At 35.4% G+C, this 15,160-nt stretch carries 14 protein-coding genes and 10 tRNA genes; 21 read left to right on the top strand and 3 right to left on the bottom strand.

Features of this window, described 5'->3' with window-relative positions; translation table 11 throughout:
* Positions 1-145 precede the first annotated feature (145 nt).
* From alr to CN946_RS21490, 4 genes are all read left to right on the top strand, one after another.
* On the top strand, positions 146-1,312 hold the full coding sequence (alr, locus tag CN946_RS21505) for an alanine racemase (protein ID WP_098862920.1): 1,167 nt from the start codon (positions 146-148) through the stop codon (positions 1,310-1,312).
* A 144-nt stretch (positions 1,313-1,456) separates the two neighbouring features.
* Complete coding sequence (locus tag CN946_RS21500; RefSeq protein WP_069033898.1) at positions 1,457-1,738, top strand: CopG family ribbon-helix-helix protein; 282 nt, start codon at positions 1,457-1,459, stop codon at positions 1,736-1,738.
* Positions 1,739-1,742: 4 nt separating this feature from the next.
* Positions 1,743-2,093, top strand: a complete 351-nt coding sequence (ndoA, locus tag CN946_RS21495; RefSeq protein ID WP_056476047.1) for a type II toxin-antitoxin system endoribonuclease NdoA — start codon at positions 1,743-1,745, stop codon at positions 2,091-2,093.
* 118 nt (positions 2,094-2,211) lie between these two features.
* Positions 2,212-4,410 (top strand): Tex family protein, encoded by a 2,199-nt coding sequence (locus CN946_RS21490; protein WP_483295414.1) that lies wholly within the window; start codon positions 2,212-2,214, stop codon positions 4,408-4,410.
* On the opposite strand, the gene cmpA is transcribed toward CN946_RS21490, so the two are convergent.
* Positions 4,400-4,510 (bottom strand): cortex morphogenetic protein CmpA, encoded by a 111-nt coding sequence (cmpA, locus tag CN946_RS21485; RefSeq protein WP_088014579.1) that lies wholly within the window; start codon positions 4,508-4,510, stop codon positions 4,400-4,402. The two genes, CN946_RS21490 and cmpA, sit on opposite strands and share 11 nt — an antisense overlap.
* Before the next feature lie 303 nt (positions 4,511-4,813).
* Here cmpA and CN946_RS21480 point away from each other — a divergent pair, with 303 nt between their 5' ends.
* The 16 genes from CN946_RS21480 (at position 4,814) to CN946_RS21410 (ending at position 12,058) form a co-directional block, all read left to right on the top strand.
* Positions 4,814-5,266 carry a SprT family protein gene (locus CN946_RS21480; RefSeq protein WP_098862918.1) on the top strand — a complete coding sequence of 151 codons (453 nt, stop codon included), beginning with the start codon at positions 4,814-4,816 and terminating at the stop codon, positions 5,264-5,266.
* Between the two features lie 83 nt (positions 5,267-5,349).
* Positions 5,350-5,424 (top strand) — tRNA-Asn (locus CN946_RS21475).
* A 7-nt stretch (positions 5,425-5,431) separates the two neighbouring features.
* A tRNA-Ser gene (locus CN946_RS21470) sits at positions 5,432-5,522 on the top strand.
* 7 nt (positions 5,523-5,529) lie between these two features.
* Positions 5,530-5,604, top strand: a tRNA-Glu gene (locus tag CN946_RS21465).
* 9 nt (positions 5,605-5,613) lie between these two features.
* Positions 5,614-5,689: transfer RNA gene (locus CN946_RS21460), tRNA-Val, on the top strand.
* A 12-nt stretch (positions 5,690-5,701) separates the two neighbouring features.
* Positions 5,702-5,777: transfer RNA gene (locus CN946_RS21455), tRNA-Asp, on the top strand.
* 338 nt (positions 5,778-6,115) lie between these two features.
* Positions 6,116-6,190, top strand: a tRNA-Gln gene (locus CN946_RS21450).
* 165 nt (positions 6,191-6,355) lie between these two features.
* Positions 6,356-6,430: transfer RNA gene (locus CN946_RS21445), tRNA-Gln, on the top strand.
* A gap of 270 nt (positions 6,431-6,700) precedes the next feature.
* Positions 6,701-6,773: transfer RNA gene (locus tag CN946_RS21440), tRNA-Lys, on the top strand.
* 13 nt (positions 6,774-6,786) lie between these two features.
* Positions 6,787-6,869: transfer RNA gene (locus CN946_RS21435), tRNA-Leu, on the top strand.
* Positions 6,870-7,090: 221 nt separating this feature from the next.
* A complete protein-coding gene (locus CN946_RS23935) occupies positions 7,091-7,618 on the top strand; it encodes a TIM barrel protein (RefSeq protein ID WP_286134018.1) in 528 nt (175 codons plus the stop codon).
* A gap of 8 nt (positions 7,619-7,626) precedes the next feature.
* Positions 7,627-7,911, top strand: coding sequence for a TIM barrel protein (locus tag CN946_RS23930; protein ID WP_286134017.1), 285 nt, complete (start codon positions 7,627-7,629; stop codon positions 7,909-7,911).
* Positions 7,912-7,935: 24 nt separating this feature from the next.
* A complete protein-coding gene (locus CN946_RS21425) occupies positions 7,936-9,306 on the top strand; it encodes an amino acid permease (RefSeq protein WP_098862917.1) in 1,371 nt (456 codons plus the stop codon).
* Positions 9,307-9,409: 103 nt separating this feature from the next.
* Positions 9,410-10,423, top strand: a complete 1,014-nt coding sequence (locus tag CN946_RS21420) for an SIS domain-containing protein (RefSeq protein ID WP_098862916.1) — start codon at positions 9,410-9,412, stop codon at positions 10,421-10,423.
* Between the two features lie 63 nt (positions 10,424-10,486).
* Positions 10,487-11,269, top strand: coding sequence for a fructoselysine 6-kinase (gene frlD, locus CN946_RS21415; protein ID WP_098862915.1), 783 nt, complete (start codon positions 10,487-10,489; stop codon positions 11,267-11,269).
* Positions 11,270-11,329: 60 nt separating this feature from the next.
* The gene (locus CN946_RS21410) at positions 11,330-12,058 is read left to right on the top strand and encodes a GntR family transcriptional regulator (protein WP_098862914.1); all 729 of its coding nucleotides are present in this window, start codon (positions 11,330-11,332) and stop codon (positions 12,056-12,058) included.
* A 73-nt stretch (positions 12,059-12,131) separates the two neighbouring features.
* Here the strand turns inward: CN946_RS21410 and CN946_RS21405 are convergent, their stop codons facing one another.
* Both CN946_RS21405 and cls read right to left on the bottom strand, forming a co-directional pair.
* Complete coding sequence (locus tag CN946_RS21405; RefSeq protein ID WP_098862913.1) at positions 12,132-12,950, bottom strand: M15 family metallopeptidase; 819 nt, start codon at positions 12,948-12,950, stop codon at positions 12,132-12,134.
* A gap of 132 nt (positions 12,951-13,082) precedes the next feature.
* Positions 13,083-14,528: a cardiolipin synthase gene (cls, locus tag CN946_RS21400; RefSeq protein WP_098862912.1), complete on the bottom strand. Its 1,446-nt coding sequence runs from the start codon at positions 14,526-14,528 to the stop codon at positions 13,083-13,085.
* A 550-nt stretch (positions 14,529-15,078) separates the two neighbouring features.
* Here cls and CN946_RS21395 point away from each other — a divergent pair.
* Positions 15,079-15,155, top strand: a tRNA-Arg gene (locus CN946_RS21395).
* Positions 15,156-15,160: the final 5 nt, after the last annotated feature.

Here is a 15,160-nt window from a genome sequence, read left to right as displayed (position 1 = left end):
CGTGATGATGCTTTATCACGCCTTTTTAAATTTTAAATAAACTATAAATGAGTAGTATATTGGTTGACATTTATAGTAAAATAAGCAAATAATTTTACACATATAAAAAAAGAGTAATGGGTAAATCGATAAGGAAGTGTAGATCATGACAGAAACATCATTTTATCGCGACACTTGGGTAGAAGTAGATTTAGATGCAATTGAGGAAAATATCAAAAATATTGCATCGCTTTACCCTAATCATCAAGAAATATATGTAGCTTTAAAAGCGAATGCATATGGACATGGTTACGTTGAAGTAGCGAAACAAGCATTGAAGTCTGGAGCAACAAGATTATTAGTTGCTTTTATTGATGAAGGGATTTTTCTGCGCAACGCGGGTATAGAGGCACCGATATTAGTGTTAGGAGCAACTAGACCAGAGGATATTAACGTTGCAATCAAGAATAAATTAACTTTAACGGCATATAATGTTGATTGGTTAGAAGGTATTTCTAAAAATCTAAAAAGCACAGATCGTACAATGATTCATATTAAATTTGATACAGGGATGGGTAGATTAGGCCTAAAAACAAAAGCTGAATGGGAGCAAGCTGCATCGATCTTACGAAAAAATCCATCAATTATACTAGAAGGTTTGTTTACACACTTCGCTACTGCTGATGAGCTAAATAGATCCTATTTTAATGAGCAAGTAGACAAATTTTATGAATGTATAGAATGGGTTAAGAGCAGTGGATTCTCTCCGGAGATAATTCATTGTGCAAATAGTGCAGCGGCTGCATTAGAAACAAACTTATTTAATACTGTGCGTGTGGGTATTATCATGTATGGTTTAACTCCATCTTTAGAAATAAAACCAATGTTACCATTCACATTAAAGCCAGCACTATCGCTTTATACGAAAATCTCTCATATTAAGAAATTACCAGCTAATAGTGGTGTAAGTTATGGTGCAACGTATTTTACTTCTGATTCTGAGTGGATTGCGACGTTACCAGTCGGGTATGCAGATGGCTGGCTTAGAGATATGCAAGGATTTTCTGTGTTGGTTGAAGGTGAAAAGGCGGAAATCGTTGGTAGAGTTTGTATGGATCAGTGTATGATCAAGCTTTCTAAACATTATCCTGTTGGTACAAAAGTAACTTTAATAGGAGAAAGTAAGGATGGAGCAGTAACGGCTGAGGAAGTCGCTACACATATGAATACAATCAATTATGAAGTAACTTGCCTTTTAAATCATAGAGTACCAAGGGTATATAAAAAGAATGGAAATATTAAGTCCATAAGTAATTATCTAGTATCAGATTAATTGTAATTTGATGTATCAAAGTATGAAACACTGTTATTTGGTTAAGATAAACGAAGATATGTGTCTTTCCAATCACTGAAAATAATGGTATGATGTAGTATAGGGAGATATATGGGTAATAGTTGATTCTGGAGGTGCTGAAACTTGTCCGAACTAAATGCGACAACTGAAATAACAGTACGTTTACCAAAACATGTAGTAAGCGAACTAGATGGATTAGTAAAGCAAGAAAACGGTAATCGAAATGAGTATATTTATCAAGCGACTAAGATGTTTTTAAAGGATCGTAAAAGACGCCAAAGTCGCGAACAAATGCGACGTGGATACATGGAAATGGCTAAAATCAACTTATTAATATCTTCTGAGTCATTCTATGCTGAGTCTGAAGCGGATTCTAAAGTGGAGCGCTTAGTTAGCGGGGGGTAATCACTTGATAGTAAAACGTGGCGACGTATATTTTGCAGACCTTTCCCCTGTAGTTGGCTCAGAACAAGGTGGAGTTCGTCCGGTTCTCATAATACAAAATGATATCGGTAATCGTTTTAGTCCTACCGTTATAGTCGCTGCGATTACAGCACAAATCCAAAAAGCAAAGCTTCCAACACATGTTGAAATCGATGCTAAAAAATATGGATTTGAACGTGATTCGGTTATACTACTAGAACAAATTCGAACGATTGACAAACAACGATTAACCGATAAGATAACCCATCTTGATGATGAGATGATGGATCAGGTTGACGAAGCGTTGCAAATCAGTTTAGGACTTGTTGATTTTTAAAGTTGCTTTTATAGCAGCTTTACCTACATAGATTATAATAAATTGTTTTGTAACCCTTTCGTCTTGAAAGGGTTATTTTAGGTCCTTTAAAAATTCCCAAAAATTGGAGGCGTTATCTTTGTCACAACAATTGATTAATAAAATTGCATCTGATTTATCGATTACTATAAAACAAGTAGCTACCGTAATTGAATTAAAGGAAGAAGGAAATACGATTCCCTTTATTGCCAGGTATCGAAAAGAAAAGACGGGTTCTCTTGATGAGGTGCAAATTCATTCCATTTTAGAAAAATATGAGTATGCTGTAAATCTTCAAACGAGAAAAGATGAAGTAACCCGTTTAATTGAGGAAAAAGGGAAACTGACTGAAGACTTACGTAAAAGTATTACATTAGCTACAAAGCTACAAGAAGTTGAAGATTTATACCGACCATATAAAGAAAAAAGAAGAACTCGTGCTACAGTAGCAAAAGATAAAGGGTTAGAACCTTTTGCAGAATGGTTATTTTCAATGCCAAATGAAGGTTCACTTGCGGATGAAGCGTTAAAATACATAAATGTTGAACTAGAAGTTAATACAGTTGATGAAATTATTCAAGGTGGAAAAGATATTATTGCGGAATGGATTGCAGATGATGCTACTTATCGCAAGTGGATTCGTGAACTTACCTTCAAAAAGGGAACGATTGATAGTTCGGTAAAAGACTCCGAAAAAGACGAGAAAAAAGTATACGAAATGTATTACGAGTACTCTGAACCAATTTCGAAAATTGTTCCACATAGAATACTAGCAATGAATCGTGCTGAAAAAGAAGATATTTTAAAGGTTGCAATTCAATCTCCTTTTGATGAAATTATTTTATATCTAGAAAAAAGGGTCATTACAAAGGACACTTTTGTACGAGCAATCTTAATGGAAGTCGTTGAAGATGCATATAAAAGATTAATTCAGCCTTCAATCGAAAGAGAGATTCGTAAAGAATTATCCGAAAAAGCTGATTCACACGCAATTAATATTTTCTCAGAAAACTTACGTTCATTATTACTGCAACCACCATTAAAAGGGAAAATCGTGCTAGGAGTAGACCCTGCATTCCGTACAGGTTGTAAGTTGGCAGTAGTAGACGAGACAGGTAAAGTACTTAAAATAGATGTGATTTATCCTCATCCTTTCAGAGGTGAAAGAGAAGAGGTTCAAAGAAATAAAAGAGAACAAGCAGTTGCAAAAATTAAAGATATTCTAATCAAATATAAAATAGAAATGATCGCAATTGGAAATGGTACAGCTTCGAGAGAAACAGAGCTGTTTATATCTGAAATTTTAAAAGAAATGAAAAATAATACTTACTATGTAATCGTAAATGAAGCTGGTGCAAGTGTTTATTCAGCATCTGAGTTAGCAAGAGAAGAGTTCCCAGAATTCCAAGTAGAGGAACGAAGCGCAGTATCAATTGCAAGGCGACTACAAGATCCGTTAGCAGAACTAGTAAAAATTGATCCTAAATCTGTTGGGGTAGGATTATATCAACACGATGTATCTCAAAAGAGCTTAAATGAATCATTATCATTTGTTGTTGAAACTTCTGTTAACCAAGTTGGTGTAAATGTAAATACAGCATCAGTTTCACTACTTCAATATGTATCGGGATTGTCCAAAACAGTAGCGAAAAATATTGTTAATTACCGTGACGAAAAAGGGAAAATTACAAACCGAAAAGAGCTTAAAACAATACCGAGATTAGGCGCTAAAACATATGAGCAATGTATAGGATTTTTACGTGTTCTTGAAGGAGATGAGCCTTTAGACCGTACAGGTATTCACCCTGAGAGTTACGTACAAGTAAAAAAATTATTAAAACAATTAAATTTCTCAACGAGTCAAATTGGTTCAAATGAATTGAAAGAACAGTTAAAAACGATTAATTTAAAAGAAGTATCAGAACAACTAGATATTGGTGAAATTACGCTAAAAGATATTTTAGCATCATTAATGCAACCTGAAAGAGATTTACGAGATGAATTAGCAGCGCCAATCCTTCGCCAAGATGTTCTTCAAATTGAAGATCTAAAAATAGGGATGGAACTTGAAGGGACAGTAAGAAATGTTGTCGATTTTGGTGCATTTGTTGATATTGGACTAAAGAACGATGGCCTTGTTCATATTTCTAGAATGAGTAGCAAATTTATTAAGCATCCGCTTGATGTTGTATCAGTTGGTCAAGTAGTAAAAGTATGGATTGCTGAAGTAGACCAAAAGAAACAAAGAGTAGGATTATCTATGCTACCAATTGAATCGAAAGAAATCGTCAAAGCTTAATTTTTTGATAATAAAACCAACATTGATTCAATAGTTTAATTTGATAACGGTTTTTTTCATAAAATGCTTTTTGAATTTGAGATTTAAGCCAACTAGGCATTGCCATGATGAAAACCTCCAACTTAAAAATCTTCGCCCATCTTTTTTTGAGGATGGGCGATGAAATAAATGAGTGAGGGGTAACCTTCCGATACATTGTATAAAAAGGATAACTGTATTGTTCATTTTGATAGTAAAAATTACGCCGTTGTAGAGAGATTTACTAAGAGCAGCCCATTTAGCATAAATCGTACTAATAAGATCTTTTGAAATTCTCATTTGTAAGTTTAATGTATGCGCATACCCAAGAATTTGTGAGTTGTTCAGTTATATTAAAGAAGAAAAAAAGGATGGCGATTCATAAATGGATAATGAGGAGATACAAAAACTGGTTAAAGAACTATCAATCACTTATTTCGATCGACCATTTCTCCACCAAGCTTCTTTCAATACTAGATTGAGGACAACTGGTGGTAGGTATTTATTAAAAACAAGTAATATCGAATTAAATAAGTTTTATTATGAAGAACACGGAATTGAAGAGTTAAAGGGGATCATATTACACGAGCTATGTCATTATCATCTTCATATTATGAAGAAAGGATATAAGCACGAAGATAGAGATTTTAAAGAGCTATTAAAAAAGGTAGGTGCTCCTAGGTATTGTAAACCACTAAATTCAATAAAAAAAAGAACGCATTCTTATAAGTATAAATATAGATGTTCAGGGTGTGGGGAAGCTTTCTTAAGAAAAAGAAAAGTGGACATAAGCCGCTATGTATGTGGATTATGCAAAAGTCCATTAAAACTATTATAAATAATGTTGACATCTAATATGCATTTAGTTTATATTAATACTTGTCATCACATTTTAGCACTTGATGAAAAGATTAGTATTTTTCCGCAGTAGCTCAGTGGTAGAGCACTCGGCTGTTAACCGAGTGGTCGTAGGTTCGAATCCTACCTGCGGAGCCATTATTATAGAGAAGTACCCAAGTGGCTCAAGGGGCGCCCCTGCTAAGGGTGTAGATCGTTTACGCGGTGCGAGGGTTCGAATCCCTTCTTCTCTGCCATATTTAAGGCCCGTTGGTCAAGCGGTTAAGACACCGCCCTTTCACGGCGGTAACACGGGTTCGAGTCCCGTACGGGTCACCATTTTATCCTGGAGGATTAGCTCAGCTGGGAGAGCACCTGCCTTACAAGCAGGGGGTCGGCGGTTCGAGCCCGTCATCCTCCACCATTAACTTCATATGGTCCCGTGGTGTAGCGGTTAACATGCCTGCCTGTCACGCAGGAGATCGCCGGTTCGATCCCGGTCGGGACCGCCATTATTTACTACAAATTGTAGTATTTTTTTCTTTATTTGGAGAAAAATAGTTATGGTCGGTTTTTGGAGTTAGATCTTAAATATTTTAATTTCGGATTGTTTTTTATCTTGAGGAGTTAGTTCGAGAGGTAAGGGCAAGACAACATAAAAGAATCCTGCCTTGTAGGTTCATGTAGGTTACTCTTTTTCTACACTACAAAAAGAAGTATATTGAAATGTCGGATTGTTTTTTATCTTGAGGGGTTAATTCGAGAGGTAGAGGCGATACAACATAAAAAAAATCCTGCGGTGGAACTTCATGTAGCAAATTCACAGAAGTAGAGCATGCAGCTTAATCATTGGGCTATAGCCAAGCGGTAAGGCAACGGATTTTGATTCCGTCATGCCCTGGTTCGAATCCAGGTAGCCCAGCCATTTGTTTTTTGTAAGGTACAGTATATTTGTATTTTTTTAGAATGTCGGATTGTTTTTTATCTTGTGGAGTTAATTCGAGAGGTAGAGGCAATACAACATAAAAAAAATCCTGCGGTGCAGGTTCATGTAGCATACTCGTGGAAGTAGAGCATGAAGTTAAATCAATGGGCTATAGCCAAGCGGTAAGGCAACGGATTTTGATTCCGTCATGCCCTGGTTCGAATCCAGGTAGCCCAGCCATTTTAGTTTTTTATTAATATGTTTAAGGTAAGGGGATTTGCTTTTATCTTAGACGCGATCGTGTAGACAGTAAGTTGGTTTAAAAATATTTGGTATTTAGTTATACTGGTAATATCTTTATATTATGAGCCATTAGCTCAGTAGGTAGAGCACGAACGAGTAAGCTACGAAGCGATTACTTCAGCGTACTTGTCGAACCGCTACTTGAATTTCTATCTGAGACAAGGACGTCTTATAGAGCAGGCAATATTTTATAAACTTTATTATTATGAGCCATTAGCTCAGTAGGTAGAGCATCTGACTTTTAATCAGAGGGTCGAAGGTTCGAATCCTTCATGGCTCACTTTTGTTTATTCGCGGTCGTGGCGGAATGGCAGACGCGCTAGGTTGAGGGCTTAGTGGAGGTTTCTCCGTGGAGGTTCAAGTCCTCTCGGCCGCATCAAATTATATATATAGTAATAAGGCTTCTACGTAGTGTAGAGGCCTTTTTTGTGTTTAAAAATTGTATGACTTTTATAGACTAGTTGGTCACGGTACTAGGCTTTGTAGGGTTTAAAAATGAATATTAAAAATTTTTAAAATTTATTGTATTTTATGTTATTCTTGATTATAATACAAAGCATAACAAATGAAATGACTTTAAGGGAAAGGAGGTAATCAATGAAAATAGCAGGGATGAATATCACATTCAAGCATTACCCTATCCAATATTTTTTGGATTGTATGGACCAACTAGGAATTAGTAGCATTGAATTATGGGCTGGTGAACCACACCTCTATGTTTATAGAAACTTGCTTTGCAATTTGAGAGAGATAAAGAAAGAAATTAAAGCTAGAAGTATGGAAATAGTCTGCTATACTCTAGAACAATGCATTTATCCTTACAATCTCGCTGCTTCAGATCCGAATTGGCGGAAAACGAGTATTGATTATTTTATTGAAAATATTCACTCTGCTGTGGAATTAGAGACGGATAAGATGTTAATTACTTCAGGGATAGGAGATTTCTCCCTAACAAAAGAGGAATCGTGGAAATATGCAATTGAATCAATTTATCAAATCACAAAAGTGGCGGAGCACGAGGGGATCACTCTTGCACTAGAACCATTAAGCAGATTCGAATCTAATTTAATTATTAATACTCGAGGATTAAAGAGAATGATTGAAGAGATAAAGTCCCCTTTTTAAAAGGGATGATGGATACCGTTGCAATGAACTTGGCCGGTGAAACACCGGATGATTATTTTTTATTGCTTCCTGAGTTATGTCATTTCCATTTAATAGATGGTGATAGCAAGACAGATTCTCATCTTGCTTTAGATGATGGTAATTTACAATGGAGAGAATATGCGAAAAGCGTGCAAAAGCACCAATATGATGGGGCATGCACTCTTGAAATTATGGGGTCAACTTACTATCAAAATCCACTAGATGCTGTAAAAAAATCCTTAGTGAAACTAAATGAATTAGGAATTGTATAATCTAAAAATTTGGAGGAGCCTTTTATGAGTAATACTACGCTTACACGAAAGCTCGGATTTTGGTCGGCATTAGCAATTGCTGTTGGTACGACCGTAGGATCAGGTATCTTTGTCTCGTCAGGTGATGTAGCAAAAGCAGCTGGAACCCCTTCTATTTCTATTTTAGCATGGATTATTGGCGGTATTATTGCTATTCCGCAAGTGATGGTTCTTGCTGAATTATCAACTGCTTATCCTGAAAATGGAAGCGGTTACGTCTATTTGAATAAAGCAGGCTGGAGACCTTTAGCCTTTTTATATGGATGGGCAACATTTTGGGCGCTTGATCCACCATCTATTTCTATTATGGCTCTAGCAGTAGTTTCATACTTGGCAAGCTTTTTCCCATTTTTCTCTGGAGTTGCTGGCAAGTTGTTAGGGGTTGCGATAATTTTAATCATAACTTCAATTCATTATCGAAGTGTAAAAGAGGGCGGGCTTTTTCAAGTGATTATTACCGCCGTGAAAATCATTCCGTTCATTATTGTTATTGTTCTAGGTTTAATGTATATGCACCCAGGGAACTTCTCCTATACGCCTCATGGAGAAGTGGTAAAAACAAGTCTAATCGGCGGTGTCTCTGCCACAACTTGGGCCTATACTGGTATGGCCGCCATTTGTTTTATGGCAGGTGAATTTAAAAATCCCGGAAAAACGCTACCTCGTGCACTGATTAGCTCTGTCTTTATTGTATTAATCTTATATACTTTGCTAGCAGTCTGCGTAATTGGATTAATGCCTTTTAGTAAATTGGTGGATTCTCGTGCAGCTGTTTCTGATGCGGTTAAGTATATACCGGGACTATCTCATATTGCTTCTTCGTTTGTTGCGATTACTGCAATTATAGTCATTTTAGGATCATTAAGTTCTTGTATCATGTTTCAGCCTAGGTTAGAATACGCGATGGCTAAGGACGGGCTGTTTTTCCAGCGTTTTGGTCGTGTCCATCCAAAGTATGAAACACCAAGTTTTTCAATTATTGTTCAAGTAACCTATGCATGTATTCTAGTTTTTGCAACTAATTTAACGACTTTACTAGGCTATTTTACATTAATTCAATTAGTGATTAATATTTTGGATTTTGTAGCGGTTTATAAATGCCGTAAGAGGGAGGACTATAACCCGATTTACAGGATGCCAATGTGGAGACTAACGACGATTTTAGCAATTATTGGAGCTTCTTGGCTTGCTTGGGGTACGTTTACTTGGGCTCCGTGGCAAGGGATGGTAGCTGCATTCATTGTGATCGCTACCGGACTACCTGTTTACTTTTACTGGGAAAAACGATACGGGCCGAATAAGAAAAATGACGGTAATCTAGTAACAAAGAAGAATTCAATTATTTCAGGAAGCTAGTGTACTTTACTAGCTTCTTAATTTTTTTAAAAAGCGATTGCGTTATTTGTTATATTTAATTATAATACAAAACATAACAAATATATTTTGGGGGGATCTAACCATGTTAAAATTTGATGAAGCGTTATTTTTAAAACTTGTAGAAAAAGAAGGACTTACGTTCAGAAGTAAAATTGAGGATATCGTCGATTCAATCTGTCAAAAAGGTTACAGCAATCTTTTCCTGATTGGTGCTGGAGGAACTATTGCAATGATGTATCCTTATAAATATATTTTAGAATCAAACTCAACGATCAATGTACATGCCGAAATCGCAGCCGAGTTTATGGTCATGAACAATAAGCACTTTTCAAAGGATTCCGTATGTATTTTCACCTCAGTTTCAGGGACAACACAAGAAACAGTTGCGGCTGCAGAGTTTTGTAAAGAAAGAGGGGCTACTACAATTGCTTTAGTAGCAGAGCCGAATACGCCATTAACGCAGGTAGTAGATTACTATATTACAACCGGCTCGGAAAAACATTCCTTTGATACGTTCTTTATGCTGTTGTACATGGTAGTATTTCGCTTCATGTATAATAACAATGAATTTCCGCAATATGAACAGTTCACAAAAGAAGTTTCCTTGTTGCCACAAGCTATTTTAGCTGCCATAAAAGACTTTGATAAAAAGGCTGAGGAATTTGCTATTAAACATAAGGATACAGATTATCATATGATGGTAGGCTCAGGTAACCTATGGGGTAACACTTATTCATACGCAATGTGTATTTTGGAGGAAATGCAATGGATTCATGCAAAATCCATCCATGCAGCGGAGTTTTTCCATGGTACGCTTGAGTTAGTAGTTGAAGATACTAGTGTTATTTTACTTAAAGGTGAAGATGAAACAAGACCATTGATGGATCGCGTTGAGAGGTTTGCTGAAAAAATTACAAATCAATTAACTGTTATTGATACTAAGGACTTTGAATTGCAAGGCATTAGTGAGGAATTTAGAAAACACTTTTCTGTCAGTATTAACTGGGCAGTTTTAAGTCGAATCAGTGTTTACCTTGAAAGGGAAAGAAACCACTCATTAGACCTAAGAAGATACTATCGCAAAGTAGAATATTAAAAGATTGAATGGGCACTACATAGTAGTGCTCGTTTCTTAGATTAAAAGAAGGTTGGCGATTAGATGAGAATTGTTACAGCAGGCGATAACTGTATGGATGTCTATCTTGCAAACGAGGAAGTGTTTCCCGGAGGAAATCCGGTAAATGTTGCTGTCTACTTAAAAGAGTTAGGGGCGGACTCTACGTATATCGGCTGGGTTGGAAGTGATTCCTTCGGTGATCAAATGATTAAGTCGATCCAAAGTAAGGGTGTTGATACATCGTTTATTTCTAAAAAGATAGGAAAAACTGCGGTTACCCATGTTGAATTGGTTAATAATGACCGCCATTTTGGAGATTACGATGAAGGGGTAATGGCTCAGTTCACATTAACTGATGAAGAACTGGACTTTATTCAAACCCAGCAACTTGTCCACGCTGGTATATGGGGACATGTTGATGAGTATTATCCACTTTTTAAACAAAATGGGTTGCTTACTGCATTTGATTTTTCAGACCAGTTAGAGCACGATTTAGTAAAGACACTACCTAGTTATGTGGACTATTCCTTTTTTTCTTATAAAAAGGATGATGAATTTATCAGAGGATTTTTAAAGGACGTAAAAACACAAGGTTCCAAGATTGCTGTTGCTACGCTTGGAGAAAATGGATCTTTAGCTTTCGACGGGAGACATTTTTATCATTTTGGAGTATTGGAAGATAATGTTGTAGATACGATGGGAGCAGGAGATTCTTTCATAGCTGGTTTTCTTTATGGTACTTTACAGGGCCTTTCGATCCAACAGTGTTTGGAATTGGGGACTAAAACGGCTGCAAAAACAATTGGCTATTTCGGTGCATGGTGACGTTAACTAGTCGGCAGTGTATAATAATGTTGAAAAACATTGACGGATAGGATGAAAATTATGAACCTAAATTCTTCAACCCCACAGCCTCTCTATATGCAGATTAGGCAAATGCTACAAAATGATATTCAACAAGGGAAATATAAACCAGATCAACAGATTCCCACAGAAGCTGAGCTTTGTGAAACGTATAATGTCAGTCGAATCACTATTCGAAAGGCCATCGAGGAATTAGTGAAGGATGGTACTTTAACACGCATACCACGCAGGGGGACGTTTGTAGCTTCGAATAAGTTTAATAATGAACTGTTATCGGTAAGCGGATTCTCGGAGTTTAGTCACCAACTAGGGATGATTCCAAATTCCCGAATCCTTAGAAGTGATGTCATCCCGGCATCAAAGGATGTTGCAGAACATCTTAAAGTTGAAGAAGGAAGTCGCGTCCTAGAGCTCGAGCGACTCATGTATGTGAACGACCGTCCACTTTTTTATGATATTGCACATTACTCACTAATTCGTTTTCCTGATTTGGAAAAGAAAATTGCAACAGACGAATCCACTTATAAAGTTCTCTCAAAAGACTATAATACAGAAATCCTAAGCAACGATAAAATCATCGACGTAATCGGTGCGACAAAAGTATATGCCAATTACCTTGAATGCGATATAGGAGCCAATCTTTTTAAAATCCTAAAAATCGCCTATGATTCAAATGAGGAACCAGTCCACCTTTCAACATTTATGTGTGAAACAAGTAAAGTAACCTTAACCGTTCATCGGACAAAATAGAGATATTTTAAATGGAATACATATTTTTATAAAAAAACTCACTTTTGATTCTATTCAAAAGTGAGTTTTAGCATTAATAATTTGCAGGATTTACCTGGATAGCTTTAAAGTTTTGATTATTATCTGAGTAATGCCACCATTCTTTAGAATAGCCTACAAAACCTACTTGTCTCATTGTCTTATCCATAATTTGATAACTCTTTTCCTGTACACTGTTTCGTTTATAGCTTCGAGATGCTCGTGGAGAAAAATCATCGAATTTAGATTGCATTTGTACTTCTTTGCCATCTAAAGTACATAGTGTAATATCCACCGTTGCGCCAAGTTGGTGTCCACGGATATTTTTAGGATCAGGTTTAGCTACATAATTCAAATTAGGATATGCGTTCCAAAGTGTTTGTTGTGCAGATAAAGGACGATAAGCATCCCATACTTTAATTGTATATCCCTGTTCTTTAAGTATTGCGTTTGCTTTTGCTAATTTTTTTGCTGTGCTTGTCCTAAGTATTGCTTGACTAAAATTATAAATACGTTTGCCAGTAAAATTATTGTTTGTGTTATATTTCAAGTCAACAATAATACTTTTATCTAATGATTTAACGTTATTGAACTCCGCCATCACATATTTTCCATTTATAAATCCTGTTGTTTTTTTAAACTTAATTTTATACCATCCATTGGAGTGTTTATTAATAACCGTTAAAAGTTGGCCTTTTTTAACTGAACCCATCGACTTATATGATGTACTAGGCCCACTACGGACATTTAATTTATTTGCAGTTACAGTATAAACTTTATTTGCTGCATAGGTAGAAGTTGGCTTTGTAAAGAAACTTATCGATAGAAATGAAAGAGTTAAAAAAACTACAAATATCTTCTTAATAATTCTCATATTTCACCTTCTTTGATATTTTAATAATCTGTTCCCTATAAGCATTTTATTCTACAGAAAAGCGCACATCACCTTTCATTTTGAAACTATAAAGATAAAATAAAAAACATTACCGTTAAGTAATGTTTTTATTTACAATATTGGAGATAAGAGGCGTGATATTGCTTCTTTTAACTTTATTATGACTGATCGCTCTTGATATTTTTCAATCGTAAGCTCACTACTATGATTACTATCAAGTAAAAAAAGATTTTGTAGCTCAGAAGCTTTTTCTTCTGAATAAGTAATCGCGTTTATTTCAAAATTTAATTTAAAACTTCGTGTATCAATATTCGTAGTTCCTACTGAAGCTACTTCATGATCAACAACGATTGTTTTAGCATGTAAAAAACCATTCTCGTAAAGTAATATTTTTGCGCCATACGACAAAAGTTCCCCAGCGTACGATAGAGATGCCCAATACACGAATGGGTGATCAGGTTTACTTGGGATCATTATTCTTACGTCGATACCGGATAAAATTGCGATTTTGCACGCATCCATAATGCTTGTATCTGGAATAAAATACGGTGTTTGAATATAAACACATTTTTTGGCAGACATAATTAACTTAACATACATGTTTTTTAAGTGTTCTGTTTCTGAATTTGGTCCACTTGCAACTATTTGGATAGGGGTGCTTCCGATATTTTTTTCATTATTAAATGAGAATTCTTCTATATTATGTATAGGCTGATTAGTAGCTTGTTGCCAATCTAAAATAAATCTACCTTGAATTTGGTTTACTGATTCTCCCTTTATACGAAAATGAGTGTCTCTCCAATATCCAAATTTCTGATCAATACCAAGATATTCATTTCCAATATTGAAACCTCCGATATAAGCAATTCGTCCATCAATAATACACAGTTTTCTGTGATTCCTATTATTTAATCGAAAATTAATGAGTCTTAAAAATGAAGGGAAGAAAGCTCTTACCTCACCACCATGTTTAACAAGTTCTTTGAAAAAAGAAGGGGTAATTCTTTTGGAACCAATGTCATCATACAGGACTCGTACTTTCACACCTTCTTCTGCTTTTTTTGAAAGCTCATCTCTAAGTTTTTTTCCTAACGAATCACGCTGGATGATATAGTACTGAATATTAATCTCTTTTTGGGCAAGTTGTATGTCTTTGAAAAGAGAATTAAATTTTTCGTGTCCATCTCGAAACGTTTGGACTTCATTATCTGTCGTTAATAAAGCGTTAGCCGACTTTAAATTCATCATAATTAAATGTGAATGCTTTGATAGTAGCTCATCTTGACGAAAACTTTGATCAGTTTGAATTTTATTAGCTTGGTCCGTAACTGCCAATTGAAGATAAGTTCTTTCTTTAGTCGATAGATGGTAGAAATTCTTTTGTTTTAGCTGCCTACCTAAAAATAGATATAGTAAAAATCCAACTATAGGTATAAAAAGTAAGATCATTAGCCACGCCCATGTGGCGACAACATCTCTTTTTTCAATAAATACTAGTACACCTGCTAGAAGTATATTGATGATAAGAAGGATTGTAAGAAAATTATTAATATCCATTTTTCGCACGTCCTATTAGTTAAATTATTTTATTTTAGTTTAATATCTTTTTTAATACTCATTAATAATATTTTTTCTTTATAAGAACAAAGTATTCGAGAACACTTCAGTGACTCTAAAAAAACAGATATATTATTTATACCAATTCTTTCTTGAAACATAGAACTTTTTTATGAGAAAAAGGAGTAGCTATACTTTTAACAGGGCCTGTCCTTAAATTGTACTATAGTAAGTCAGTTATTGTTACGTAGTACATTGTCAGAAACGTTAAATATGTACAAAGCTACATTAATAACTTAAAAAGGCTCTTAAGCCCAGTAAAATCCAATATGTAAATAAACTCGTGAATTTTTTGTTTGAAAAGTGTTGACATTAAATGTTCGATGCTTTAATATAGTTTAAGTCACGTCAGACAAGTTAACGAAGTCAACGAAAGCTTATCGTAGTAAGCTTTTAAAGTTTAAAAAAACTTTTAAAAAAGTGTTGACATAAACAGTTGGATGTTATAAACTGTAAAAGTCGCTAACGAAGACGACACAATTTACAATATGCGCCCGTAGCTCAATTGGATAGAGCGTTTGACTACGGATCAAAAGGTTATGGGTTCGAGTCCTTTCGGGCGCGCCATATTA

It is taken from the genome of Bacillus sp. AFS053548, assembly GCF_002575105.1.
Classification (GTDB): domain Bacteria; phylum Bacillota; class Bacilli; order Bacillales; family Bacillaceae_G; genus Gottfriedia.
This window is presented reverse-complemented; position numbering and strand designations above follow the sequence as displayed.

Bases quoted from the DNA above. Each gene is read 5' to 3' on its own strand.
- frlD (WP_098862915.1), top strand. From the start codon at position 10,487: ATGAGAATTGTTACAGCAGGCGATAACTGTATGGATGTCTATCTTGCA.
- CN946_RS21410 (WP_098862914.1), top strand. From the start codon at position 11,330: ATGAACCTAAATTCTTCAACCCCACAGCCTCTCTATATGCAGATTAGG.
- CN946_RS21420 (WP_098862916.1), top strand. From the start codon at position 9,410: ATGTTAAAATTTGATGAAGCGTTATTTTTAAAACTTGTAGAAAAAGAA.
- cmpA (WP_088014579.1), bottom strand. From the start codon at position 4,510: ATGCCTAGTTGGCTTAAATCTCAAATTCAAAAAGCATTTTATGAAAAA.
- alr (WP_098862920.1), top strand. From the start codon at position 146: ATGACAGAAACATCATTTTATCGCGACACTTGGGTAGAAGTAGATTTA.
- CN946_RS23935 (WP_286134018.1), top strand. From the start codon at position 7,091: ATGAAAATAGCAGGGATGAATATCACATTCAAGCATTACCCTATCCAA.
- CN946_RS23930 (WP_286134017.1), top strand. From the start codon at position 7,627: ATGGATACCGTTGCAATGAACTTGGCCGGTGAAACACCGGATGATTAT.
- CN946_RS21480 (WP_098862918.1), top strand. From the start codon at position 4,814: ATGGATAATGAGGAGATACAAAAACTGGTTAAAGAACTATCAATCACT.
- CN946_RS21425 (WP_098862917.1), top strand. From the start codon at position 7,936: ATGAGTAATACTACGCTTACACGAAAGCTCGGATTTTGGTCGGCATTA.
- CN946_RS21405 (WP_098862913.1), bottom strand. From the start codon at position 12,950: ATGAGAATTATTAAGAAGATATTTGTAGTTTTTTTAACTCTTTCATTT.
- cls (WP_098862912.1), bottom strand. From the start codon at position 14,528: ATGGATATTAATAATTTTCTTACAATCCTTCTTATCATCAATATACTT.